Source organism: Lentzea aerocolonigenes (genome assembly GCF_000955955.1).
GTDB classification, from domain to species: Bacteria; Actinomycetota; Actinomycetes; order Mycobacteriales; family Pseudonocardiaceae; genus Lentzea; species Lentzea aerocolonigenes_A.
On the sequence record NZ_JYJG01000125.1, the window covers coordinates 1 to 20,884 of the forward strand.

Below are 20,884 nucleotides of genomic sequence, written 5' to 3' on the forward strand. Positions count from 1 at the left end.
ACCAGAACCGGTTCTGCCCCGGCGTCCCGAACAGGTACAGCACCACCTTGGTGTTGATGGTGATGCGCCCGAAGTCCAGGGCGACGGTCGTGGTGTCCTTGCCCTCGATGCCGGCGAGGTCGTCGACGTGCACGCCGGCCTCGGTGAGCAGTTCCTCGGTCCGGAGGGGCTCGATCTCGGAGACCGACGCGACCATGGTGGTCTTGCCGGTGCCGAAACCGCCCGCGATGACGATCTTGACCGCGGTCGGCACGGTCAGCTGGTCGTCAGATCCCACGAACACCATCCAGTACGGCCTGCAGGAGATTCCGGTCGGGAATCTGGGGGGAGGAGTTCTGCACGAGCACGTCACCGCGCTCGATGAGGTCCGACAGCAGGACCTTCACCACCACGAGCGGCACGTCGAGGTAGGCGGCGACCTCGGCGACCGACAGCGGGCGTAAGCACAACGCCATGATCTCGCGATGCTCGACCGTCAGCGACGTCTGGTCGGACGCAACCGAGGACGCTCGGACCTGCGTCACCAGGTGCAGATCAGGCGCGTTCGGCCGGGTGCGGCCGCGCACCATGGCGTACGGCCGCACGAGCGGCCCCGCGGCCTCGTCGTACCACCAGTCCTCCCGCGCGGTCATCAGCGCGACTCTCGTGCTGTGGGCACGGTCGCCTGTTCTGCGCGCGGGGCCGACGACAGGTAGGTTCCCACCCGCTTGACCAGCATGTTCATCTCGTAGGCGATCATGCCCATGTCCGCGTCTTCCTCACCCAGAACCGCGAGACACGCGCCATGGCCGGCAGCCGTCACGAAAAGGTAAGCGTGCTCCATCTCCACGATGGTCTGCCGCACCGCGCCGCCGCCGAAGTGCCGTCCGGTGCCGCGGGCGAGCGACTGGAACGCCGACGCCATCGCGGACAGGTGCTCGGAGTCGTCGCGGGACAGCCCGGCGCTGCGGCCGAGCAGGAGTCCGTCCGCCGACAGCACGACCGCGTGACGGGCGCCGACCACGCGCTGGATGAGGTCCTCCAGCAACCAGTTCAGTTCACCGTGCTGGCTGGTGTTGTCCTTCATGACGAGGGGGCTCCTTCTGATCTCCAGTCGTCGGTCAGCCGGGCGTCACGGGTGCCGCGCTGGAACGCGGCGAGCCCGTCTCGGATCCGCTCGGCCGGCCTTTCGCCGGTCACCGGCTCGGCGTGGGGTACTTCCTCCGAGGACTGCATGAGCTGCGGCGCGAGGTTCTGCCGCTTCTTCCTGCGGGGAAGGGGAGCCTTCCCGTCCGGCGGAGGAGGAGGTGCCTGAGGTTTTGGTTCGTCCACCGATGCATCTGATTCGGAAACGGCTGAGAGGGCCCCGGAGTTCATCGAGGCGTTCAGCGCCGCCTGCACCTCGGGCGCGAGCGTCACCGGGAAGCTCGGGTGTTCCTCGACGTGGCCGTGGTGGTGGTCGTGGAACGACCGCACCGGCATCTGCGTGGTCTCGGTGATGTCGCCGGCCTGGCTGTGCGGGGCGACGATGTTCGGCGGCAGGATGCACAACGCGACCGTGCCGCCGTACGGCGAGTCGCGCAGCTCCACCTTGATCCCCCGCCGCGCGGCGAGCCGGGCGACGACGAACAGGCCCAGCCGGGACTCACCCCGGAACGCCATCGTCTCGAAGTCGGGCGGGTTGGAGAGCTTCGCGTTGGCCTGGAGGCGTTCCTCCTGCGTCATGCCGAGCCCGTGGTCCTCGATCTCGATCACGATCCCGTGCGGCACGGCGCTGGAGTGGACGATCACCTCGGACCGCGGCGACGAGAACGCCGTCGCGTTGTCGACGAGCTCCGCGAGCAGGTGGATGGTGTCGGCGACGGCCACACCCACCAGCGCGCGGTCCGGCACCGGGTTGACCCTGACCCGGACGTACTGCTCGGTCTCGGCGACCGCGGAGCGGATGACGTCGCTGAGCCGCACCGGTTTGCGCCACTGCCTGCCCGGCTGCTCCCCGGCGAGGATGATCAGGTTCTCCGCGTTGCGGCGGGCACGGGTCGCCAGGTGGTCGAGCTGGAAGAGCGAGTCGAGCTGCTCGGGGTGCTCTTCCTCCCTCTCGAGCTTGTCGAGGATCTTGAGCTGCCGGTGCACGAGGCCCTGGTTGCGGTGCGCGATGTCGAGGAAGACCCGGTTCACTCCCTCACGGGCCTGCGTCTCCTTCACCGCCGCCGCGACGGCCGTGTACTGGGCGGTGTTGAACGCGTCCGCGACCTGGCCGATCTCGTCGTTGCCGTAGTCCAACGGGGGCATGTCGCGGTGGACGTCGACCTGCTCGCCGCCCCGCAGGCGCGCCACGATGTGCGGCAGCCGTTCCTGCGCGAGCCGCAGCGTGTCTTCTCTGAGCGACGCGAGCCTGGTGACCAGCGCACGCGACACCAGCCGGTTCGAGATGCGCAACGCCAGCACGATGCCGACGACGACCGCGAGCAACGCGATGAGGCTGCCGATCAGCACGGCGGTGAACCGGCTGTTGGCCTTGGCGAGACCGAGGTCCGCGCCGTCCTGCGCCTGCTGGGCCGCGATCTGCACGAGCTTCTCGTGCACCGGACCGGCCGCCGCGCGCCACTGCTGCTCGGTCACGCTCGCGTCGCCGTTGATGATCTTGCCCTCGAGGTCGAGCAACGTCCGGTACTCGGAGCTGGTCCGCAGCGCGTCGTACTGCGTGCGCGGCTGCTCCAGCGCGAACGGGATCGTGGCGTCGACGGCCGAGTGGTAGGCGCCGACGAGCCGGGCGAACTCCACCCGTTCTGCCGGCGTGAACTTGCCGTTGAGCAGCCCACGCGAGCCGATCGTGGCACCGCGGGACATCCAGTCGGCCGCCTGGAAGATCGTCACGGCCTGGACGTTGGCCTGGCTCGCCTCCGCGTCCGGCACGAGCCGCGCCTGGTGGCCGAAGAGCGACACACCCGCGTCCATGAGGCTGTTGTAGTAGTCGTAGACCGCCTGCGGGTTCGCGGTGCCGGCCTCGACCCCCGCGCGTTGCTGCGGCAGCTCGTTCAAAGCGGAGTCGAGCGCCTTGATCCGGTCGACGACTTCTTGCGGCGAATTGTCCTGAAGTTCCGTGAAGGCGTCTTTCATCTTGCGCAGCGACTCGTCGGTCCTGCCCTGCTGGGCATCCAGCGCCGCCTTGTCGACACCAGGTGCCCTGCTCAGCAGCACGAGGCTCAGCTGGCGTTCCTGCTGCAGCCCCGCGAACGCCTCCGCTGACGGAATCGCCGATTCACGCACGCTCAACGCGATGGACCGCATGTAGAAACCGTCGAAAACGGTGTAAGAGGAGAAAACGGCCCACATGACCAGCAGGACGACGCTGGGTACGACGACCACTCCGGCCAGTCGCGACCGAATCGTCCGGTAGTTGGTCGGTGTGTAACCGCTCTTCTCGTTCACAGCGCTCTCACGGTCTCCTGTGTCCCACGGCTAGCGCTGCGGGCAACCCGAGTCACTCCTTCGGCTGCAATACGGTAACAAGCAGAGATCATCGTTACCCAATGACAGCGATCACACGCAGTACGCGGTTGGCAGGCTACCCAGTCGAGTGAGCGGTGCAACACCCGGTCCGGGGGTTCTTGGTATGCAGGAACCCCCGGACGGGCTAGTTCTCATGCACATTCAGCTATGGACGGTCCACCGCGACGACGCTGTAGGTCGTCTCGGGCGTGGGCGGGGTCGAGAACCGGGCATTCGGCAGGTAGAGCCGTTTGCCGAACGCCGCAACCGTCGTGGGAACGTCGAACCGCACATCTGTGCGTTCCGCGGCGAGCGTGGCGCCATCGCGGCTCAGCGTGTAGCGCGCGACTTTGTTCAGCCTGTTTTGCACCACGTACAACTGCCGTCCCTCACGCAACAGACCATCACCATTGGTGAGTGTTTGACCGTGCAAATCAACGTTGATGGTTTTGCCGGTCCTGGCGTCGATCCGGAACAGCTGACCGGTGTTGCTCTGCACAGCCAGCAACCCGCCGTCGAGCCCGGTGACGATGCCGTTCAGGTTGGTCGCGCCGGGCGTCACGACGAGGTCGCCGGTCAGCGCCAGGGTCCGGTGCGGCTTGAGGTTGAGCGGCACCTCGTAGAGCACCGCCTTGCGCGAGTCGGTGAACCAGGCCGACCTCTCGGTCAGCACGACGTCGTTGACGAACGTGTCCGTGGTCGCGAACTGGAACTTGGCCAGCAACGCGCCCGTGCGGGTGTCGTAGACCCGTCCGTCGCCACCAACACCACCCGCGACCCACAGCCTCTTACGGCTGTCGACCTTCATGCCGAGCGACGGCGTGCCCGGCCCTTTGGCGAGCACCGCGCCCAGGCCGGTGCGCAGGTCCGCCGCGTAGATCGACCCGTCGGCCCGCGACCCGAAGTAGGCCGTGGTGCCGCTGATCGCGATGCCTTCCGGTTGCCACCCGTTCGGCAGGGAGAACTCCGTCGGAAAGTGCTTGTGAGACGCGTCTGCGGTGGCCGGAGCGGCAGTTGTGAGCGTGACGCCCAGGACTGCCGCGAACAGGACACCGAATCTGCGGTACATGCCGCCTCCTAATCGGATTGGGGTGCGTCCCCGATCCTTCTCCGTACGGCGGCCGAACCGGAGTTTTCTCAGGAATCCGACATCTCCACAGCTGGTGGGCCGAACCACGTCGTGAGGGCGGTCCGCAGAGCGCCCAGGTCTGGCCGCTCTCCGGCGCGGGTGACCCAGGCGACGTGTCCGTCGGGACGGATGAGTACGGCGTCCGCACCGAGATCGGAGCCCCCGGCAGGACGGACGCGGACGAGATCGACTCGGTCTGCCCAGCCGGTCACGACGGCGTCGAGCGGAGGGAGACCACCAAGATCCAGCAGAACCGCACGGGTGTGGTGCAGAAGCTCGTAGACGCGGCCGTGTCCGATGTCGAGATCCGGAATCCGCCTGCCGAGGAGGTCGTCCGTCCCTTCCACCGGATACCTGATGTCGGTCGCGGTGACCGCACCGGCGAAGCGCAGCCGTACCTCATCGATGCCGATGAGATCGCCCAGCACGTCGCGCAGAGCGGAGGTGTGATCGTCCACCCGCCAGAGTGCGGTCTGGGCGCGGGTGTTCTGCAGGACACGGGCGGCGACCGGGTGGCGTTCGGCCTCGTAGGTGTCGAGCAACCGGTCCGGGGCTCGGCCGCGGACGACGGCGGCGAGCTTCCAGCCGAGGTTGACCGCGTCCTGCATGCCGGTGTTCAGGCCCTGACCGCCCGCCGGGAAATGGATGTGCGCGGCGTCACCGGCGAGGAGGACCCGGCCCTCGCGGTAGCGGTCGGCCTGGCGCGCCGCGTCGCCGTGCCGGGAGAGCCATCGAGGCGAGTGCATCCCGTAATCCGTCCCGGCGATCTTGAGCAGGGCCTTGCGGAGGGTCTCCAGGGTCGTCGGTTCGTCCCTGCCGGCGACGTGATCGAACTCGTTGGTCAGCACCCGGTACCAGTCCGGGCCGAACGACAGCACCGAGAAGCTGCCGTGCTCGCGCCGTTCCTGGAAGATGTCTTCTGCCGGCGGCTCGGCGAGCTCGACGTCGCCGAGCAGGGCCGTCATCGTGGCCGGGGTGCCGGGGAAGTTGATGCCCGCGCGCCGGCGCACGATGCTGCGGCCGCCGTCGCAGCCGACGAGGTAGTCGGCCCGGACGCGTGACCCGTCGGCGAGCTCCACCGTGACACCCGTTTCGTTCTGGGTGAATCCCGCCACCTCGGCGCCGCGTCGCAGCCGTACCCCGACCTCCTTCGCACGTGCTTCCAGCAGTCGTTCCACTTCGGACTGCATGATGACGAGAACGTACGGGTGCCGTGTCGCCGCATCGGACACGTCGAGTCGGAGGGCGGAGAAGTGCACGCCCTGTCTCCTCCGTCCGCGTTCGAGAAACCGGTCGAGGAGTCCCCGCTGATCGAGTGTCTCCATCGTGCGGATGTGCAGACCGCCGGCCCGCGACTCCACCCGTGCGCGGCTCCGGGAGGCGTTCGAGCACGAGCACGTCGACCCCGGCGAGCCCCAGCTCGCACGCGAGCATCAGCCCGGTCGGCCCCGCCCCGGCGATCACCACCTGTGTGTCGGTCATCGTCGACTCCTTGGTCGTCGTTCAGTCGAGTTGCTCCTGCTACCGGCTGATCCGACGCGGGACCGTCGCGGTGACGAGTTTGTCCGGGTTGCGGATGGCGTAGAAGTTGGTGATCTTCCCGTCCACGATCTCGACCAGGAAGACGCCTTCCAAGCGGTCGCCGCGGTAGGCGACGATCGCGGGGGTGTTGTTGCAGTTGGCCATCTCGATCCGCAGGTTCGACGTCCGCCGTCCCCTGTGGAAGAGGTCCATGAGGACCGCGGCGACCTTTTCCGCGCCCACTACCGGCCGCCGCGCCGCGGTGGTCTTGCCGCCGCTGTCGGCGGTCCAGGTGGCGCCCGGCGCGAGCAGCGAGAGCAGCCCCGCCAGGTCACCGGTGGCCGCCGCGGTCATGAACTGCTCGGTGATCCGCGCGGCTGTCGTGGGGTCGGCGGGCTCGAAGCATTTGCGTCGCGCCTGCACGTGCTTGCGGGCGCGGTGTGCCACCTGGCGCACCGTCACCACGGATTTGCCCACCGCCGATGCGATGTCGTGGTGGTTGAAGCCGAACACCTCGCGCAACACGAACACCGCGCGCTCGTCGGGGGTGAGCGTTTCGAGCACCACGAGCATCGCCATCGAGACCGACTCGGCGAGCACCGCATCGGCCGATGCGTCGTTCTCGTCGAGCAGCAGCGGTTCGGGCAGCCACGGGCCGACGTAGTCCTCGCGGCGGCGGGTGCTCGCCCGTACCGCGTTGAGCGACTGGCGGGTCACCAGCCGCGCCAGGTACGGCTTGGTGTCCCGCACCGTCGCGAGGTCGACGTCGGCCCACCGCAGATAGCTGTCCTGCAACACGTCGTCGGACTCGGTTGCCGAGCCGAGTATCTCGTAGGCGATGGTGAACAGCAGCGGCCGCAGAAGAGTGAACCGCTCGGCGTGCTCGTCGGTGGTCATGCGGACGTGGCCCGTGACGCGGAGGCCGGCTGCTCGGGCCGCGGGCCGCCCTTGGGCCAGCCCGTGGAGCCCGGCTCGCCGGCCTCTCGGCGGATCCGCTTCGACACGACGAACCTGCAGGTCAATTCCTTGATCACCGCGCCAAGGCGGCCGCCGATGAAGACGTCTACCGCGGTGTCGTCCTTGCGGGCGATCTGGCGGATGCCGGCGTGCCGGCCGAGGCTGACGCACGCCCCCGTGAAGGCCAGGTCGATCACCGCCGGTTCGGTTCCCGCGATGCGGCTCAACACGGTGTCGGCGGCCTGTGCCCCGAGCGGCCCGGCGGCATAGCCGCTCATCCGCAGCGGCCGGCCCGATGGCGCGGCGGCGTCGCCCGCCGCGACGATGCGGTCGTCGTCGACACTGGTCAGCGTTTCGTCGGTGAGCAGCCGGCCGAGCTCGTCGGTGCGCAGCCCGCTCGCGGCCGCCAGTTCCGGCACGCCGAAACCGGCCGTCCAGATGGTGAGTGCGCTCGGACGCACCGCCCCGTCGGCGAGGACGACCGCGTCCGGCCGGACCTCGGCCACCGCCTCGCCTTCGAGCACGGCGATACCGTGCCGGGTCAACCACTTGGCGACGTATCGGCGCCCCGACGCACTCAGATAGGGCGCGAGGGCACGGCCGCACACCAGCGTGACCACACGTCCTCGTTCGGCCAGTTCGGCGGCCGTCTCGATGCCGGTCAACCCGCCACCGACCACGGTGACCGGAGCATCGAGGGGCAACGCGTCCAACCTGACGCGCAGCCGCTGCGCGTCCTCGAACTCAGCGATCGGCCAAGCGTGTTCGACCGCGCCGGGCACCGCTGACGATGTCGCGGCGGTGCTGCCGACCGCGTAGATGAGGTAGTCGTAGTCCAGGGCGCGGCCCGACGCCAGCAGCACGGCGCGGGCGGCGGTGTCGATTCGCGTGGCGCCGTCGACGACCAGGTGAACGTCCTCGCCGAGCAGTGTGCCGTAGTCGATCGTGGCGTCGCCGGTATGGGCCACGAACTGGTGCAGCCGGATCCGCTCGACGAACTCCGGGCGGGGGTTCACCAGCGTGATGTCGACATCGGCGCGCATGCGCAGACGGTTGGCCGCGAGCGTTCCGGCGTAACCACCGCCGATGACCACGACCTTGTGGGGTGTGTTGTGTTTGGTCATGCCTCCCAAGACACCGCGGCTCGTTGAGACGTGACCTGACGCGACGTGACACGCGTCACTCCGTCTCCCGTGCCCGGCCAGGAGCTGCTCGTCGACGCCCGGCACGCGCTGCGCGAGCGGGTGTGGAGTACCTGCTCAAGGCCGAGCCCGCCGGCGCAACCCTAGAGCTCGGCGGCGGCCTCGGCGATGAGCTCCAGCGACTCCCCCTCACCCAGTGCGAGCTGACGCAGCCCCGCGAACCGCTGCGCACACTCCTCGGTCAACGCGGGATCCTCGACGTACTCGCCCCTGATGAACGTCTCCAGATACGCCACGTCGTTGTGCTGCCGGTGCGGGAAGCTCAGCAACGTGAACGGCGACCCCATCGCCGGATACGCCCCGGCACCGCGCGGCACGACCCGGAGCGACACCGTCGGCTGCTCGCTGACCTCCATCAGGTGCAGCAGCTGGGCCTTCATCACCCGCGGCCCGCCGACCACCTGCCGCAGCACCGCTTCCGGGAACACCGCCTGCACGGTCAGCGGGTCCTTGTCACCGAGCCGCGTCGACCACGCCTCCCGCGCCATCGCGAGCCGCGCCGTCCGCACCGGATCATCGGTCTGCATCGCCGCGTGCGTGTAGCCGGCGAGTTGAAACACCGAAGGCACCAGATCCGTCGTGAACACCCGCAGCAACGTCGACTCGAACACGAGATTCGCGAAGTCCGCCGCCGGATCAAAACCGACACCACAACCCAGCGCGCGCGTACGGACCTGTTCCGCGTACTGCGCGCGCAACACCACCGCTTGCCATTCCGCAGTCGGCACCTTGTAGACGTAACCGAGCGCCATGATGTCCACGGCCGCCGACGGCTGCACCGCGTTCTCCATCATGGACAGCTTGGCGCTGCTGAAACCCACGCGCTGACCGGCCTCGGTGAGGCTGAGCTCCCGCTCGGCGCGCCACCCGGCCAGCTGCCGCCCGATCGCGCGTTCGAGCGCCGTGGCCCGGAAATCCTTCGGCATGAGACGAAGGATATGACCAATTCGGATCACCGAAAGGGACCACCCGCTGTGGACAACCCTTTACCGCAGGCTTTTCCCGTTTATCCGAGCTTTATCGCGTTAAACGCACTAACGCATTGTTAGCGTTTCGTGCGCGCATGGGCACGCACGAGCTCATGGAACCTGAACGCGTCGCCGACCTCCGTCAGCAACGACTTCTCGACCAGGTCGTCCAGCGCGTCCTCGACGTCACAGTCGGCCTCCCCTGCGATCGCCGCCGCCACCGGCACGTCGAACGGGCCGGGCTCCCACGCGCAGAGCCGGTACAGCCGCGCCTGCCGTTCCGGAAGCTCCACATAGGACAGATCGAGCAACGCGTCGAGCCTCGGGTCGTCCACGAGCGGTTCGACGTCGATCTCTTGAGCTTGCTCCAGGTTCAGCCGCTCCCGCGAGGTCACGAGCACGGTCCCGGACGCGGGCAGCAGCGGCGTCACCTGCTCGGCGGAGTCCGCGTTGTCCAGCAACAGGGTGAACTGCCTTCTCATCGCGAGACTGCGGAACACCGCCGCCCTCTCGGCGGCCGGCACCTCGATCAGCCCGAACGAGCGCAGCACGTCCGCGATCGGCTCGCGCGTGGCCAGGTCGACGTACAGCTGGTCGCCGGATCCCCTGTCCTGCAACCACTTCAGCGCCAGCGCGGTCTTCCCCACCCCGCCGGGCCCGCTCAGCACCGTCACCCCGCCGGCCCTGATCGCGGAGAGCTCCTCACCCCTGCCCACGAAGTGCCGCGGCGCCCTCGGAGGGCGAAACTGCGGCGGGACTTCGTTCCTACCTCTGTACCTGATCGCGCCTGTGGTGGTCTCAGAAGTGCTCACGGTCAACACGTCACCCATACCCGTACCTCCCCAACACGTTGAAGCTACGGGCTTTCGTCGTCTTGCGTCAGACGGCCATCGAGTGATCGCACGCGAGTGCGGCACCCGTGGTCGAGGTCGCGGACCGCACCTCACGCCCGTTGATGATGATCTTGCACGTGAGTTCGCCGTGCACTCCCTCCGCCCGGATCAGGACCCGCCCCTCGCGCGCCCCCACGCGCTCGAAGGGCAGGTCGGGGTTGCGCAGCGTCCGTTCCTCGTCACCGGGAAACGAGTAGGTCAGGCGGTCCGTCGTGCCTGATCCCTCGACCACCACGCGGATGTCGGGCACTGCCGCACAGCCGGCCGAACCGACCAGCAGCAGGCCCACCAGTAAGGCGCTCTTCATGGCGGGAACGGTAGGAACCGGGAACCTCCGCCGGCATCAGCCTGAAGGCTCGAGAGATATCAGCCGTTAGATGGACAACCCGAGACGCCTCAGGGTCTCCTCGACGCGAAGCCGCTCGATCTCGCGGTCCATGCCTTCTGGCAACGAACGCAGCCGATGCTCGACCTCCAAGGCAGCGCATGCCTGCACGAGCAGCGCGTCGTAGGCCTGACGAGCCGCGAACTTCTTGACCGCCGAGACTCCCGGTTCGAAGCCTGCCAGCGTCCGGCGCACTCGACGGAGGTCGGCCGCGATTCGTTCGATCGGCCGATGCTCGGCCACCGCTATCCCGCCTGCAACGCCAGGAAGAGGTCCACGCGGGCCTCGAACTCGGCCAGGTCGACGCCGAGCAACTCCTCCACCCGCCCCACCCGGTATCGCAAGGTGTTCACGTGGACGTGCAGTTTGCCGGCCGCCGCCGTCCACGAGCCGGAACAGTCCAGGAACACCTTCAACGTCCCCACGAGATCCGAACCGTGCTCGGAGTCGTAGTCGAGCACCGGGCCGAGGAGCCGGCGGCGCAACGACGTCCGCAGCTCCTCCGGCACACCCGCGAGCAGCAGCTGGTGCAGCGCGATCTCCTCGCCCGCCACCACACACGTGCGACCACCACGCCGTTCGCCCAAACGACGCGCGTGCGCCGCCTCCTCCGCAGCGCCACGCAGTCCACGCCACTCGACCGGCGAGCTGATGCCGACCAGCACGCGCGACGACCCGAGCCCCGGCTCCATCACCCGGATCGCCTCGCGCACGTCGTCCGGCATCGAGTCGCCGGCCTTCGCCACGGCGTACACCGTGTCACCCACAGGCGTCACCAAAGCTTGAGGCAGGGTCTCCTCGATCACCGCGGCCGCCAGCTCGGTCCGTTGATCCGATGTCACCGCACTGATCACCCGGAGCCGGGTGTTCTCCAGCCCGGCAGCCGCCAGTCGCGACTCCACGTCAGCCGACCCGCTCAACACCGCGGCCACCAACGGCCCGGCGGTCCGGTTCTCGATCTGACGGCCCTGCGCCTGCCTCAGTCGCTCCAGGCCGACCAGCGAAGCGAGCTCCGCGGCGGCCTCCTGCTGCGGCTCCCCGCCCACGACGAGGATCCAGCTGGTGAGCCGGTTGCCGCCGCGTTCGGACACGGGCACGAGGGTCATCCCCCGCACGGTCCTGGGCAGCCGGTCGGCCTGCAGGAACTCCTTCACCAGCGTCACGCGATCAGGCAGCTCCCCGCCGGCGACCACGCGTCCGGTCGTCGAGAGCACCCAGCACGGCGCGCTCAGCTCGTGCCCGCCCGCCAGCAACAACGCGGGCAGCCCGGAGCCCTCCGCCACGACGTTCAGCAGACGACGGTGGCGCGACAGCCCCACCAGTTCCATCGAGACGCGCTCGGTGATCGTCGCGAACGAGAGGTCGACCGGCACTTCCAGCAACGGCACGTGGTGGCGTTCGCAGGCGTCGACGAGGTCCGGAGGCAACTCCCGGTTCTCGGTCTCGGAAGCAGCCAGCCCGGCCACGCGGGCGGAGGCGAGAGAGCGGACGAACGTCTCGGAGTCCTGCGGGCCGTGGTGCCAGAGCAGGCCGGACAGCACGAGCTCCCCGCCGGACAGGTACCGGCTGGGGTCGGGCAGCTCCGTTCCGTACACGCGGGTGACCGTGCGGTCGAGCTGGTCCTCACCGGTGTGCAGGCTCAGGCGCAGTTCCGGCATCTGCAGCAACGTCCGCAGCAACAACATGGCTGGTCACTTTCGTCCATTCGTGTTTGTAGGAAAGCACAAATTCGTTACGTGTAGGAGCCTGCTGATTCATGCGTCCCGCCGTAGAGGTTCGGACCTGTGGCTATGTGTACTGGCTCACAACCAGATGGGAGGGCGAGTGACGATCTCCACGCACGTGCTGGACGCGGCACGCGGCAGGCCGTTCGCGGGCATCACCGTGTCGTTGCAGCGCCGCGACGGGACCGAAGTGTGTTCCGCTGAGACGAACGCCGATGGCCGGATCACCGGATGGGGTGAAGGCTTGGCTGCGGGGGTGTACCGGCTGGTCTTCGACACGTCGGAGGCGGCGCCGTTCTTCCCCGAGGTCGTGCTCACCTTCGACTACTCCGATCCGGCGCAGCACTACCACGTGCCGTTGCTGCTGTCGCCGTTCGCCTACTCCACCTACCGAGGTAGCTGACGATGGACTTCCTTCGACCGGAAACGCTTGCGGAGGCGTTGGAGCTGAAGGCTTCAAGGCCGGATGCCGTGCCGATCGCCGGCGGCACGGACGTCATGGTGGAGCTCAACTACGACCACCGCCGTCCGGCCGCACTGCTCGACCTCACGCGCATCGCCGAGCTCCGCGAGTGGACGCCAGGCCTGCGGGTCGGTGCCGGCGTGCCGTACGTGCGGATCATCGACGAGCTGGGTGCGGAACTGCCCGGCCTGGCCATGGCCTCGCGAACGGTCGGGTCGCCGCAGATCCGCAACCGCGGCACGGTGGGCGGCAACCTGGGCGCGGCCTCGCCCGCCGGGGACACGCACCCGGTGCTGCTGGCGTCCGGCGCGGTCATCGAGGTGGCCTCCGTGCGGGGGACGCGGATGATCCCGGCTGCCGACTTCTACCTGGGGGTCAAGCGCAACGCGCTGGAGCCGGACGAACTGATCGTGGCGGTGCACCTCGCGCCTGCCAAGGGGCCACAACAGTTCTCCAAGGTCGGCACGCGCAACGCGATGGTGATCGCGGTGTGCTCGTTCGCGATCTCGCTGTTCCCCGAGGAGAACCGGGTCGGCGCGGCCGTTGGTTCTGCCGCCCCGACGCCGCGCCGGGCGCACCAGGCCGAGGAGTTCCTGGCTTCCGCGCTCGACTTCTCGGCGCCCAAGCCGTTGCTGGACTCGGTGAAGCGCGAGTTCGGTGAGCTGGTCTCGCAAGCCGCTTCACCGATCGACGACGTGCGCGGGTCGGCGGCGTATCGCAAGCACGCATTGGCAGTGATGGCTCGCAGGACGCTTGGTTGGGCCTGGCAGGAACTTCTCGACGGGGAGCAGCAATGCGCGTGAATGTCACAGTCAACGGCGAGCAACGCCAGGCCGACGACGTGTGGGAAGGCGAGTCGCTGCTGTTCATGCTGCGCGAGCGGCTCGGGCTGCCCGGCTCGAAGAACGCCTGCGAGCAGGGCGAGTGCGGTTCCTGCACGGTGTACCTGGACGACGTGCCGGTGTGCGCGTGCCTGGTCGCGGCCGGTCAGGCGCAGGACCGTTCCGTGCGGACGGTCGAGGGGCTCGCTGACGGCGACTCGCTGGACCCGGTGCAGGAGGCGTTCGTCGAGGCGGGCGCGGTGCAGTGCGGGTTCTGCACGCCCGGCCTGGTCGTGCAGGCGCACGATCTGCTCGACCGCGTGCCGAACCCCTCCGACCCGGAGATTCGCGAGGCGCTCGCCGGAAACCTGTGCCGCTGCACGGGTTACGAGAAGATCCTGGACGCCGTGCGATTGGCGGCCTCGCGCCGATGATCGTCCTCGACCGCTGTGCGGTGTCCACTGTGGATTCGATGTCTCCTCATTTGGCTGGAACCGAGCACGCTTCCGGTCACGTCGTCGTCGACAACGGCCGGATCGTCTCGGTCGGTTCGGGGCCGGCGCCTCGCCCCTACGAGTCGCACACCTACGTCGACGCGTCGTCGTGCCTGGTCACGCCTGGGTTCATCAACACGCATCACCACCTCTACCAGTGGGCGACGCGTGGACTGGCGCAGGACGCGACGCTGTTCGAGTGGCTGACCACGCTGTACCCGGTGTGGCGCGGGCTCGACGACACCGTCACGCACGCCGCCGCGTCCGCCGGGCTCGCGAAGCTGGCGTTGACGGGCTGCACCCTGGCCGCCGACCACCACTACGTCTTCCCTTCTGCCGGCGGCGATGTGTTCAACGCGCTGGTGTCGGCGGGGCGCCGGGTCGGGATCCGGCTGGAAGCGATCCGCGGGTCGATGGACCGGGGGCAATCTGATGGCGGGCTGCCGCCGGACAACCTGGTCGAGGACACCGAAGCCGCGTTGATCGCGACCGAGCAGGCCATCGGCGACTACCACTCGACCGCGGACGACGCGCTGATTCGCGTGGCCGTCGGGCCTTGCTCGCCGTTCTCGGTGTCGCGTGAGCTGATGACCGGGGCTGCTTCTTTGGCGCGCCGTCACGGCGTTCGGCTGCACACGCACCTCGCCGAGACTCTCGACGAAGAAGAGCAGTGCTTGGCGGAGAACGGTTGTACGCCGACCGAGTACGCCGAGCAGCTCGGCTGGCTGGGCTCGGACGTGTGGCTCGCGCACACCGTGCACCTGTCGTCGGACGCGGTGAAGCGCCTTGGAGCCACCTCGACGGGTTCCGCGCACTGCCCGACGTCCAACGGGCGGCTCGGTACCGGCATCGCGCCCGTTCGCGATCTGCTGGACGCCGGTGCACCGGTCGGGCTCGGGGTCGACGGCGCCGCGTCCAATGAGGACGGTGGGCTGGTCGTCGAGCTGCGGGCCGCGTTGCACCAGGCTCGTCAGCGGGGCGGGCCGCGAGCGTTGGACGTCCGGCAGGCGTTGTGGATGGCCACGATGGGTGGCGCGCGGTGCCTCGGCCGGGACGACTCGCTGGGCTCAATCGAGCCGGGCAAGGTCGCCGACCTCGCGGTCTGGGATCTGTCCGGAATGGACTACGCGGGAATCGCGGACCCGGTCGCGGCACTGGTTCTGGGCACTCCCCCGCCGTTGAAACTGTTGATCGTCGGCGGTCAGGTCGTCGTGCGGGACGGGGTTCTGCAGACGGCGTCGACCGACGAGCTGGCCCGTGAGCTTTCCTCGGCCAGCGCCAAGCTTCAGGAGGCAGCGCGATGACCCTCACTCCCGCCGAACTCACCTCCGCGGTGTCGGGTGGCATCGGGACGTCGCCGCAGCGCCCGGACGGCAACCTGAAGGTGCGCGGCGAGTTCGCCTACGCGTCCGACCTGTGGCACGAGGACATGATCTGGGGCGCGACCCTGCGTTCGCCGCACCCGTACGCCAAGATCGTGTCGATCGACCTGACCGAGGCGTTGAAGGTGCCGGGTGTGTACGCGGTGCTGACCCACTCGGACGTACCCGGGCGGAACCTGTACGGGTTGGAGCACAAGGACCAGCCGGTGCTCGCCGTCGACGTCGTGCGCTACCAGGGCGAGCCGATCGCGTTGGTGGGAGCGGACCACCCGGAGACCGCGCTGCGGGCCATGAAGAAGATCGCCGTGGTCTACGACGTGCTGGAACCCGTGGTGGACATGGAAACGGCGGTCGACGACACCCCTTTGCACCCTGGCGGCAACCTGGTGCGTCATGTACCGATCCGCCGTGGTTCGCAGGACGTCGAGGCCGAGGTCGTCGTCACCGGCCGGTACGAGGTCGGCATGCAGGACCAGGCGTTCCTCGGGCCGGAGTCCGGGCTCGCGGTGCCGGCCACTGACGGCTCGGTCGACCTGTACATCGCGACGCAGTGGCTGCACGTGGACCGCGACCAGATCGCCGCCGCCCTGGGGTTGCCGCAGGATCAGGTGCGATTGACGCTGTCCGGCGTCGGTGGTGCGTTCGGCGGCCGCGAGGACCTGTCGATGCAGGTGCACGCGTGTCTTCTCGCGCTGTACACCGGCAAGCCGGTGAAGATGGTCTACAACCGCGAAGAGTCGTTCTACGGGCACGTGCACCGGCACCCGGCCGTGTTGTACTACGAGCACGGCGCCGACCACACCGGCAAACTGGTCTACGTCCGCACGCGGATGTACCTGGACGGCGGTGCTTACGCCTCCTCGACTCCGGCTGTCGTGGCCAATGCGGCGACTCTTGGGGTTGGCCCGTACGAGGTCGACAACGTCACGATCGATGCTTACGGCGTCTACACGAACAACCCGCCGTGCGGTGCGATGCGTGGATTCGGTGCTGTGCAGGCAGGTTTCGCCTACGAGACCCAGATGGACAAGCTGGCCGAGGCACTGGGCATGTCGCCGGTCGACGTCCGGGTGCGCAACGCGATGACCGAGGGCTCGGTGATGCCGACCGGCCAGGTGGTCGACTCGGCCGCGCCCGTCGCCCAGCTGCTGAAGCTGGTGCAGGACAAGCCTTTGCCCGCTGGTACTTCGTCGGACATTCGCGAACTGCCTGGTGGCGTGTCCAACACGACCCACGGCGAGGGTGTGGTGCGTGGCGTCGGTTATGCCGTCGGCATCAAGAACATCTGCTTCTCCGAGGGGTACGACGACTACTCGACCGCGCGTGTGCGCGTCTCGATGGTGCAGGGCGAGTTGGCTGCCGCTGTGCACACCGCTGCCTGCGAGGTCGGCCAGGGCCTGGTGACGATCATGCAGCAGATCGTGCGGACCGAGCTGGGCATCGAGCGCGTGACCGTGCTGCCGATGGACACCACGATCGGCAACGGCGGCTCGACCTCGGCTTCGCGCCAGACCTATGTCACCGGCGGTGCGGTGAAGGCCGCGTGCGCGTTGGTGCGCGACAAGCTGGCCGGCCGCACCGACATCGGCTCGGAAGTGATCGATGAGACCACCGAGTGGCGGCATCGCGCCACCGAGTCCTTGGATCCCGTTACCGGACAAGGAAATGCGCACGTCCAGTACGGCTTCGCGGCGCACCGTGCTGTCGTCGACGTGGACGTCGATCTCGGTCTCGTGCGCGTGGTTTCGCTCGACTGCGCCCAGGACGTCGGTAAGGCGCTGAACCCGCAGGCCGTGGTGGGACAGATCCAGGGCGGTTCCGCCCAGGGCCTCGGCCTCGCGGTGATGGAGGAGATCCAGACCTCCGGCGGCAAGGTGCGCAACCCGTCCTTCACCGACTACCTGATTCCCACCGTGCTCGACATGCCGCCGATGAGCATCGACGTGCTCGAGCTCGCCGATCCCCATGCCCCGTACGGCATCCGGGGCGTCGGCGAACCGCCCACCATCTCGTCGACCCCGGCGATCGTGGCGGCGATCCGCGCGGCGACCGGCCTGGCGCTCACCCGCGTCCCGGTCCGCCCGGAACACCTCACCGGTACCTGAGTTCCTCTGGAGTTGTTGCAGTGAACGCACATCTGCTCGCCACCATCGACCTGGCCACCCGCAACGTGGCCTCCGGCGGCGGCCCGTTCGGCGCGATGATCGTCCGCGACGGACAGGTCATCGCGACGGGCGTCAACCAGGTGACGCCCACCCTGGATCCCACCGCCCACGCCGAGGTCGTCGCGATCCGCGCGGCCTGCCAGGTGCTCGGTGACTTCAAGTTGACCGGCTGCACGCTGATCTCGTCGTGCGAGCCGTGTCCCCTGTGCCTGTCCGCCGCGCTCTGGGCGCGGGTGGACAGGGTCGTCTACGCCGCCGACCGCCACGACGCGGCCGCGGCCGGGTTCGACGACCGCGAGTTCTACGAGCTCTTCAGCAAGTCCCGTTCCGAGTGGGACCTGCCCGTGCTTCAAATCTCCACAGGCGAGGACAACGCCCCGTTTACCGCGTGGACGTCGCTCGCGACTCGTATCGATTACTGACGGCCAAAAGCCTGTCTTGCTGACCGGAGCTGTAGCTAAACGCGTTCCGGCGTTGGAACGCGCCCACCGGCATGGGAAAGGCCGTCCACCATGACCCAACTGCGGAGCCGACAATCGACGTCGGCCCTCGACCAGTTCTTCCGCATCACCGAACGCGGCAGCTCGTTAGGCCGCGAAGTACGGGGCGGTATCACGACTTTCGTCGCGATGTCGTACATCGTGCTGCTGAACCCGCTGATCCTCGGCGCGTCCGCCGACATCACCGGCGCGAAGCTCTCCATCGCCGAGATCACCACGGCGACCGCTCTGGCCGCCGGCGTCATGACCGTCCTCATGGGACTTGTCGGCAACGCTCCTCTGGCTCTGGCGGCCGGCTTGGGCGTCAACGGCGTCGTGGCGTTCCAGATGGCGCCGACCATGACGTGGGCCCAGGCCTTCGGCTTGGTGGTGCTCGAGGGCCTCTGCATCGTCGTGATGGCGGCCTCCGGCGTCCGTGAACGGATCATCAACGCGATCCCCGAGCCGTTGAAGATCGCGATCACCGTCGGCATCGGCCTCTACATCGCTTTGGTGGGCCTGGTTTCCGCGGGTTTCGTGACCCGCACGCCCGACGCGGTGGGCTCGACCGTTCCCGTGCGGATGGGCCTCGACGGCCACCTCAGCGGCTGGCCGATCGTGATCTTCTGCCTGGGCCTGCTGCTGATGATCGTCCTGATGGCGCGCGGCGTGCCCGGTGCCGTCCTGATCAGCATCGTCGTCGCGACCGTCGTGGCCGTGGTGGTGAACTCGGTCTTCACGATCAAGGGCTGGGGTCTGGTGACTCCGTCCTTGCCTTCCTCCGTGGTCAGCTCGCCTGATTTCGGGTTGTTCGGACGCGTGGACCTGTTCGGCGGCTTCGTCTCGGCCGGCGTGATCGCCGCGACGATCTTCCTGTTCACCCTGGTGCTGTCCGGCTTCTTCGACGCCATGGGCACCATCACGTCGGTGTCCGACGAGGCGGGCCTGACGCGGGACGGCCGCGTGGAGGGCATGGGCAAGATCCTCATGGTGGACGGCGCCGGCGCGATTGCCGGTGGCGTCACGGGTTCGGCTCCGAACACGGTGTTCCTGGAATCGGCCGCGGGCGTTGGCGAAGGCGCCCGTACCGGTCTCGCCTCCGTGGTCACCGGCGGCTTGTTCCTGGTAGCACTGCTCTTCACCCCGCTGGCCACCGTCGTGCCCGCCCAGGCGGCCGCGCCGGCACTGGTGGTGATCGGCGGCCTGATGATGACGCAGATCCGCCGAATCCCTTGGCACGAAACGGACTTCACCATCCCGGTGTTCCTGACCGTCGCCATCATCCCGTTCACCTACTCGATCACCAACGGCATCGGCGCCGGCCTCGTGTCCTACGTCGTGCTGCGCGTCTGCAAGGGCCGCTGGCCCGGCTGGCTCATGACCGGGCTCGCCCTGATGTTCGCCGTGTACTTCGGCGTGGACGTGATCACCGGCAAGTGATCCCGTGTGGTTCGGCCAGGCGGCCACCTGGCCGAACCACCTTTCCTCTGGAGGTCTCATGCGCGACCTGGCACCGGCTCTGCTGTCCTGGGAACGCTTCGCGGTCGCCTCGGTGGTGGCCGTGCGGGGCAGCGCACCCCGCCCGGTCGGCGCCGCGATGGCGGTCGGCCCCTCCGGTCAGGTGATCGGCAGCGTGTCCGGCGGCTGCGTGGAAGCCGAGGTCTACGACCTGGCTTGCGAGGTGCTTTCGTCCTCGGTTCCGGCTCTCGCTTCCTTCGGCTACTCCGACGACACTGCTTTCGCCGTCGGCCTGACCTGCGGCGGTTCGCTGGACGTCCTGGTGCAGCGGGATTCTCCCGGGTTGCGCGCGGCTCTGCAGGCCTCTGTGGACGGTTACCCGGTGTCGGTGCGGTTTTCCTGTGAGGATCGAGTCTTCACCAAGTCCTGGATGCCCGCGCCACGTCTGCTGGTGTTCGGTGCCATCGACCACGCGGCCGCCGTGGCCGAGATCGGCAAGTTCCTCGGCTACCACGTGACGGTGTGCGACGCCCGCCCTGTGTTCGCCACGCCCGAACGCTTCCCGGCTGCCGACGAGGTCGTCGTCGACTGGCCGCACCGCTACCTCGCGTCCACCCACACAGACTCCTCGACCGCCGTCGTCGTGCTGACCCACGACCCGAAGTTCGACATCCCAGTTCTTTCTTGCGCGCTTTCGATGCCTTTGGCGTTCGTGGGCGCCCTGGGTTCCCGTCGCACGCACGCCGAACGTCTCTCGCGCCTTCGTTCAGCGGGTGTTCCTCCGTCGGCCCTGGCCCGCCTCCGTTCCCCGATCGGCCTCGACCTCGGCGGCCGCAGCCCGGCGGAAACCGCGGTGTCGATCGCGGCCGAACTGGTCGCTCTGCGGCACGGCGGCACCGGCCTGCCGCTGTCCGACCTGTCCTCCCCCATCCACCGAGACCAGGAGAGTCATGGCACTGATCTTTCTCAACGGCGGCGGCATGCGGGGCGGACCGCTGCACTCGCAACTGCAGGGCACGCCGATGGTGTGCCGAGCCCGCAGTGCCCCGAAGTACCGGTACTTCTCGGTGCGGGGCAAGTTCCCCGCGATGCACGAGTCGGGCTCGGCCTCGGTCGTGGGTGAGCTCTACGACCTGCCGCTGCAGGTCCTCCGCGACCACCTCGTCCCCGCCGAACCCCCAGAACTCGAGATCGGCGTCATCGAACTGGAAGACGGCAGCGCCGCCCTGGCCACCGTGCTGCGCGACGCCGTCCTCGACGACGCCGCGTTGCTCCAATCGGGTGACATCCGGGACATCTCGTATTTAGGCGACTGGCGCGAGTTCCTACAACGCGAGGGGTGAGGGAGTGGCAAGGGGGAGTTGCCGCAGGC

The 20,884-nt window shown here is 68.5% G+C and carries 22 protein-coding genes and 1 pseudogene; 9 read left to right on the plus strand and 14 right to left on the minus strand.

All coding sequences use genetic code 11. The annotated features are described in order from the left end of the window. The 14 genes and pseudogenes from UK23_RS19145 to UK23_RS19205 all read right to left on the minus strand — a co-directional run. On the minus strand, window positions 1–286 hold a 286-nt coding region (locus UK23_RS19145; protein ID WP_045312936.1), incomplete at its 3' end, for a GTP-binding protein. Further along, window positions 267–632 carry a DUF742 domain-containing protein gene (locus UK23_RS19150; RefSeq protein WP_045312937.1) on the minus strand — a complete coding sequence of 122 codons (366 nt, stop codon included), beginning with the start codon at window positions 630–632 and terminating at the stop codon, window positions 267–269. The genes UK23_RS19150 and UK23_RS19145, both read right to left, overlap by 20 nt. Further along, complete coding sequence (locus UK23_RS19155; RefSeq protein ID WP_045312938.1) at window positions 632–1,066, minus strand: roadblock/LC7 domain-containing protein; 435 nt, start codon at window positions 1,064–1,066, stop codon at window positions 632–634. Before UK23_RS19155 ends, UK23_RS19150 begins: the two co-directional genes overlap by 1 nt. Beyond that, window positions 1,063–3,411 carry a nitrate- and nitrite sensing domain-containing protein gene (locus tag UK23_RS19160; protein ID WP_045312939.1) on the minus strand — a complete coding sequence of 783 codons (2,349 nt, stop codon included), beginning with the start codon at window positions 3,409–3,411 and terminating at the stop codon, window positions 1,063–1,065. Before UK23_RS19160 ends, UK23_RS19155 begins: the two co-directional genes overlap by 4 nt. Before the next feature lie 226 nt (window positions 3,412–3,637). Beyond that, window positions 3,638–4,540, minus strand: coding sequence for a hypothetical protein (locus tag UK23_RS19165; protein WP_045312940.1), 903 nt, complete (start codon window positions 4,538–4,540; stop codon window positions 3,638–3,640). Window positions 4,541–4,608: 68 nt separating this feature from the next. Next, complete coding sequence (locus UK23_RS19170; protein ID WP_231114575.1) at window positions 4,609–5,925, minus strand: FAD-dependent monooxygenase; 1,317 nt, start codon at window positions 5,923–5,925, stop codon at window positions 4,609–4,611. 94 nt (window positions 5,926–6,019) lie between these two features. Then, a pseudogene (locus UK23_RS54825) lies at window positions 6,020–6,082 on the minus strand (hypothetical protein); the annotation flags it as partial. Between the two features lie 39 nt (window positions 6,083–6,121). Continuing rightward, complete coding sequence (gene sigJ / locus UK23_RS19175) at window positions 6,122–7,018, minus strand: RNA polymerase sigma factor SigJ (RefSeq protein WP_045312941.1); 897 nt, start codon at window positions 7,016–7,018, stop codon at window positions 6,122–6,124. Further along, a complete protein-coding gene (locus tag UK23_RS19180) occupies window positions 7,015–8,202 on the minus strand; it encodes an NAD(P)/FAD-dependent oxidoreductase (protein WP_045312942.1) in 1,188 nt (395 codons plus the stop codon). Before UK23_RS19180 ends, sigJ begins: the two co-directional genes overlap by 4 nt. 161 nt (window positions 8,203–8,363) lie before the next feature. Beyond that, a complete protein-coding gene (locus UK23_RS48770; protein ID WP_052684807.1) occupies window positions 8,364–9,206 on the minus strand; it encodes a helix-turn-helix domain-containing protein in 843 nt (280 codons plus the stop codon). A 119-nt stretch (window positions 9,207–9,325) separates the two neighbouring features. Continuing rightward, window positions 9,326–9,964 (minus strand): ATP-binding protein, encoded by a 639-nt coding sequence (locus UK23_RS19190; protein ID WP_156213231.1) that lies wholly within the window; start codon window positions 9,962–9,964, stop codon window positions 9,326–9,328. A 163-nt stretch (window positions 9,965–10,127) separates the two neighbouring features. Continuing rightward, window positions 10,128–10,448 (minus strand): hypothetical protein, encoded by a 321-nt coding sequence (locus UK23_RS19195; protein ID WP_156213232.1) that lies wholly within the window; start codon window positions 10,446–10,448, stop codon window positions 10,128–10,130. A gap of 66 nt (window positions 10,449–10,514) precedes the next feature. Continuing rightward, complete coding sequence (locus tag UK23_RS19200; RefSeq protein ID WP_052684808.1) at window positions 10,515–10,769, minus strand: hypothetical protein; 255 nt, start codon at window positions 10,767–10,769, stop codon at window positions 10,515–10,517. A gap of 2 nt (window positions 10,770–10,771) precedes the next feature. Then, window positions 10,772–12,211, minus strand: a complete 1,440-nt coding sequence (locus tag UK23_RS19205) for a PucR family transcriptional regulator (RefSeq protein WP_045312945.1) — start codon at window positions 12,209–12,211, stop codon at window positions 10,772–10,774. A gap of 127 nt (window positions 12,212–12,338) precedes the next feature. On the opposite strand from UK23_RS19205, the gene uraH reads away from it, so the two are divergent. From uraH to UK23_RS50340, 9 genes are all read left to right on the plus strand, one after another. Beyond that, window positions 12,339–12,653, plus strand: coding sequence for a hydroxyisourate hydrolase (uraH, locus tag UK23_RS19210; RefSeq protein ID WP_082114781.1), 315 nt, complete (start codon window positions 12,339–12,341; stop codon window positions 12,651–12,653). 2 nt (window positions 12,654–12,655) lie between these two features. Then, window positions 12,656–13,516: an FAD binding domain-containing protein gene (locus tag UK23_RS19215; protein ID WP_045312947.1), complete on the plus strand. Its 861-nt coding sequence runs from the start codon at window positions 12,656–12,658 to the stop codon at window positions 13,514–13,516. After that, complete coding sequence (locus UK23_RS19220) at window positions 13,507–13,968, plus strand: (2Fe-2S)-binding protein (RefSeq protein WP_045312948.1); 462 nt, start codon at window positions 13,507–13,509, stop codon at window positions 13,966–13,968. Before UK23_RS19215 ends, UK23_RS19220 begins: the two co-directional genes overlap by 10 nt. Further along, a complete protein-coding gene (locus UK23_RS19225; RefSeq protein WP_045312949.1) occupies window positions 13,965–15,332 on the plus strand; it encodes an 8-oxoguanine deaminase in 1,368 nt (455 codons plus the stop codon). The genes UK23_RS19220 and UK23_RS19225 overlap by 4 nt, the downstream gene beginning before the upstream one ends. Continuing rightward, window positions 15,329–17,515 carry a molybdopterin cofactor-binding domain-containing protein gene (locus tag UK23_RS19230; RefSeq protein WP_045312950.1) on the plus strand — a complete coding sequence of 729 codons (2,187 nt, stop codon included), beginning with the start codon at window positions 15,329–15,331 and terminating at the stop codon, window positions 17,513–17,515. The genes UK23_RS19225 and UK23_RS19230 overlap by 4 nt, the downstream gene beginning before the upstream one ends. A 20-nt stretch (window positions 17,516–17,535) precedes the next feature. Next, window positions 17,536–17,997: a nucleoside deaminase gene (locus tag UK23_RS19235; RefSeq protein WP_045312951.1), complete on the plus strand. Its 462-nt coding sequence runs from the start codon at window positions 17,536–17,538 to the stop codon at window positions 17,995–17,997. Window positions 17,998–18,087: 90 nt separating this feature from the next. Continuing rightward, the gene (locus tag UK23_RS19240; RefSeq protein ID WP_045312952.1) at window positions 18,088–19,494 is read left to right on the plus strand and encodes an NCS2 family permease; all 1,407 of its coding nucleotides are present in this window, start codon (window positions 18,088–18,090) and stop codon (window positions 19,492–19,494) included. Between the two features lie 58 nt (window positions 19,495–19,552). Then, window positions 19,553–20,635: an XdhC family protein gene (locus UK23_RS50335; RefSeq protein WP_082114786.1), complete on the plus strand. Its 1,083-nt coding sequence runs from the start codon at window positions 19,553–19,555 to the stop codon at window positions 20,633–20,635. After that, a complete protein-coding gene (locus tag UK23_RS50340; RefSeq protein ID WP_419503892.1) occupies window positions 20,520–20,855 on the plus strand; it encodes an allophanate hydrolase-related protein in 336 nt (111 codons plus the stop codon). Before UK23_RS50335 ends, UK23_RS50340 begins: the two co-directional genes overlap by 116 nt. Window positions 20,856–20,884 lie beyond the last annotated feature (29 nt).

Coding starts and splice junctions, on each gene's coding strand:
- UK23_RS19150 (WP_045312937.1), bottom strand. CDS start 632: ATGACCGCGCGGGAGGACTGGTGGTACGACGAGGCCGCGGGGCCGCTC.
- UK23_RS19155 (WP_045312938.1), bottom strand. CDS start 1,066: ATGAAGGACAACACCAGCCAGCACGGTGAACTGAACTGGTTGCTGGAG.
- UK23_RS19165 (WP_045312940.1), bottom strand. CDS start 4,540: ATGTACCGCAGATTCGGTGTCCTGTTCGCGGCAGTCCTGGGCGTCACG.
- UK23_RS19170 (WP_231114575.1), bottom strand. CDS start 5,925: ATGGAGACACTCGATCAGCGGGGACTCCTCGACCGGTTTCTCGAACGC.
- sigJ (WP_045312941.1), bottom strand. CDS start 7,018: ATGACCACCGACGAGCACGCCGAGCGGTTCACTCTTCTGCGGCCGCTG.
- UK23_RS19180 (WP_045312942.1), bottom strand. CDS start 8,202: ATGACCAAACACAACACACCCCACAAGGTCGTGGTCATCGGCGGTGGT.
- UK23_RS48770 (WP_052684807.1), bottom strand. CDS start 9,206: ATGCCGAAGGATTTCCGGGCCACGGCGCTCGAACGCGCGATCGGGCGG.
- UK23_RS19195 (WP_156213232.1), bottom strand. CDS start 10,448: ATGAAGAGCGCCTTACTGGTGGGCCTGCTGCTGGTCGGTTCGGCCGGC.
- UK23_RS19205 (WP_045312945.1), bottom strand. CDS start 12,211: ATGTTGTTGCTGCGGACGTTGCTGCAGATGCCGGAACTGCGCCTGAGC.
- uraH (WP_082114781.1), top strand. CDS start 12,339: ATGGGAGGGCGAGTGACGATCTCCACGCACGTGCTGGACGCGGCACGC.
- UK23_RS19215 (WP_045312947.1), top strand. CDS start 12,656: ATGGACTTCCTTCGACCGGAAACGCTTGCGGAGGCGTTGGAGCTGAAG.
- UK23_RS19220 (WP_045312948.1), top strand. CDS start 13,507: ATGCGCGTGAATGTCACAGTCAACGGCGAGCAACGCCAGGCCGACGAC.
- UK23_RS19225 (WP_045312949.1), top strand. CDS start 13,965: ATGATCGTCCTCGACCGCTGTGCGGTGTCCACTGTGGATTCGATGTCT.
- UK23_RS19230 (WP_045312950.1), top strand. CDS start 15,329: ATGACCCTCACTCCCGCCGAACTCACCTCCGCGGTGTCGGGTGGCATC.
- UK23_RS19240 (WP_045312952.1), top strand. CDS start 18,088: ATGACCCAACTGCGGAGCCGACAATCGACGTCGGCCCTCGACCAGTTC.
- UK23_RS50335 (WP_082114786.1), top strand. CDS start 19,553: ATGCGCGACCTGGCACCGGCTCTGCTGTCCTGGGAACGCTTCGCGGTC.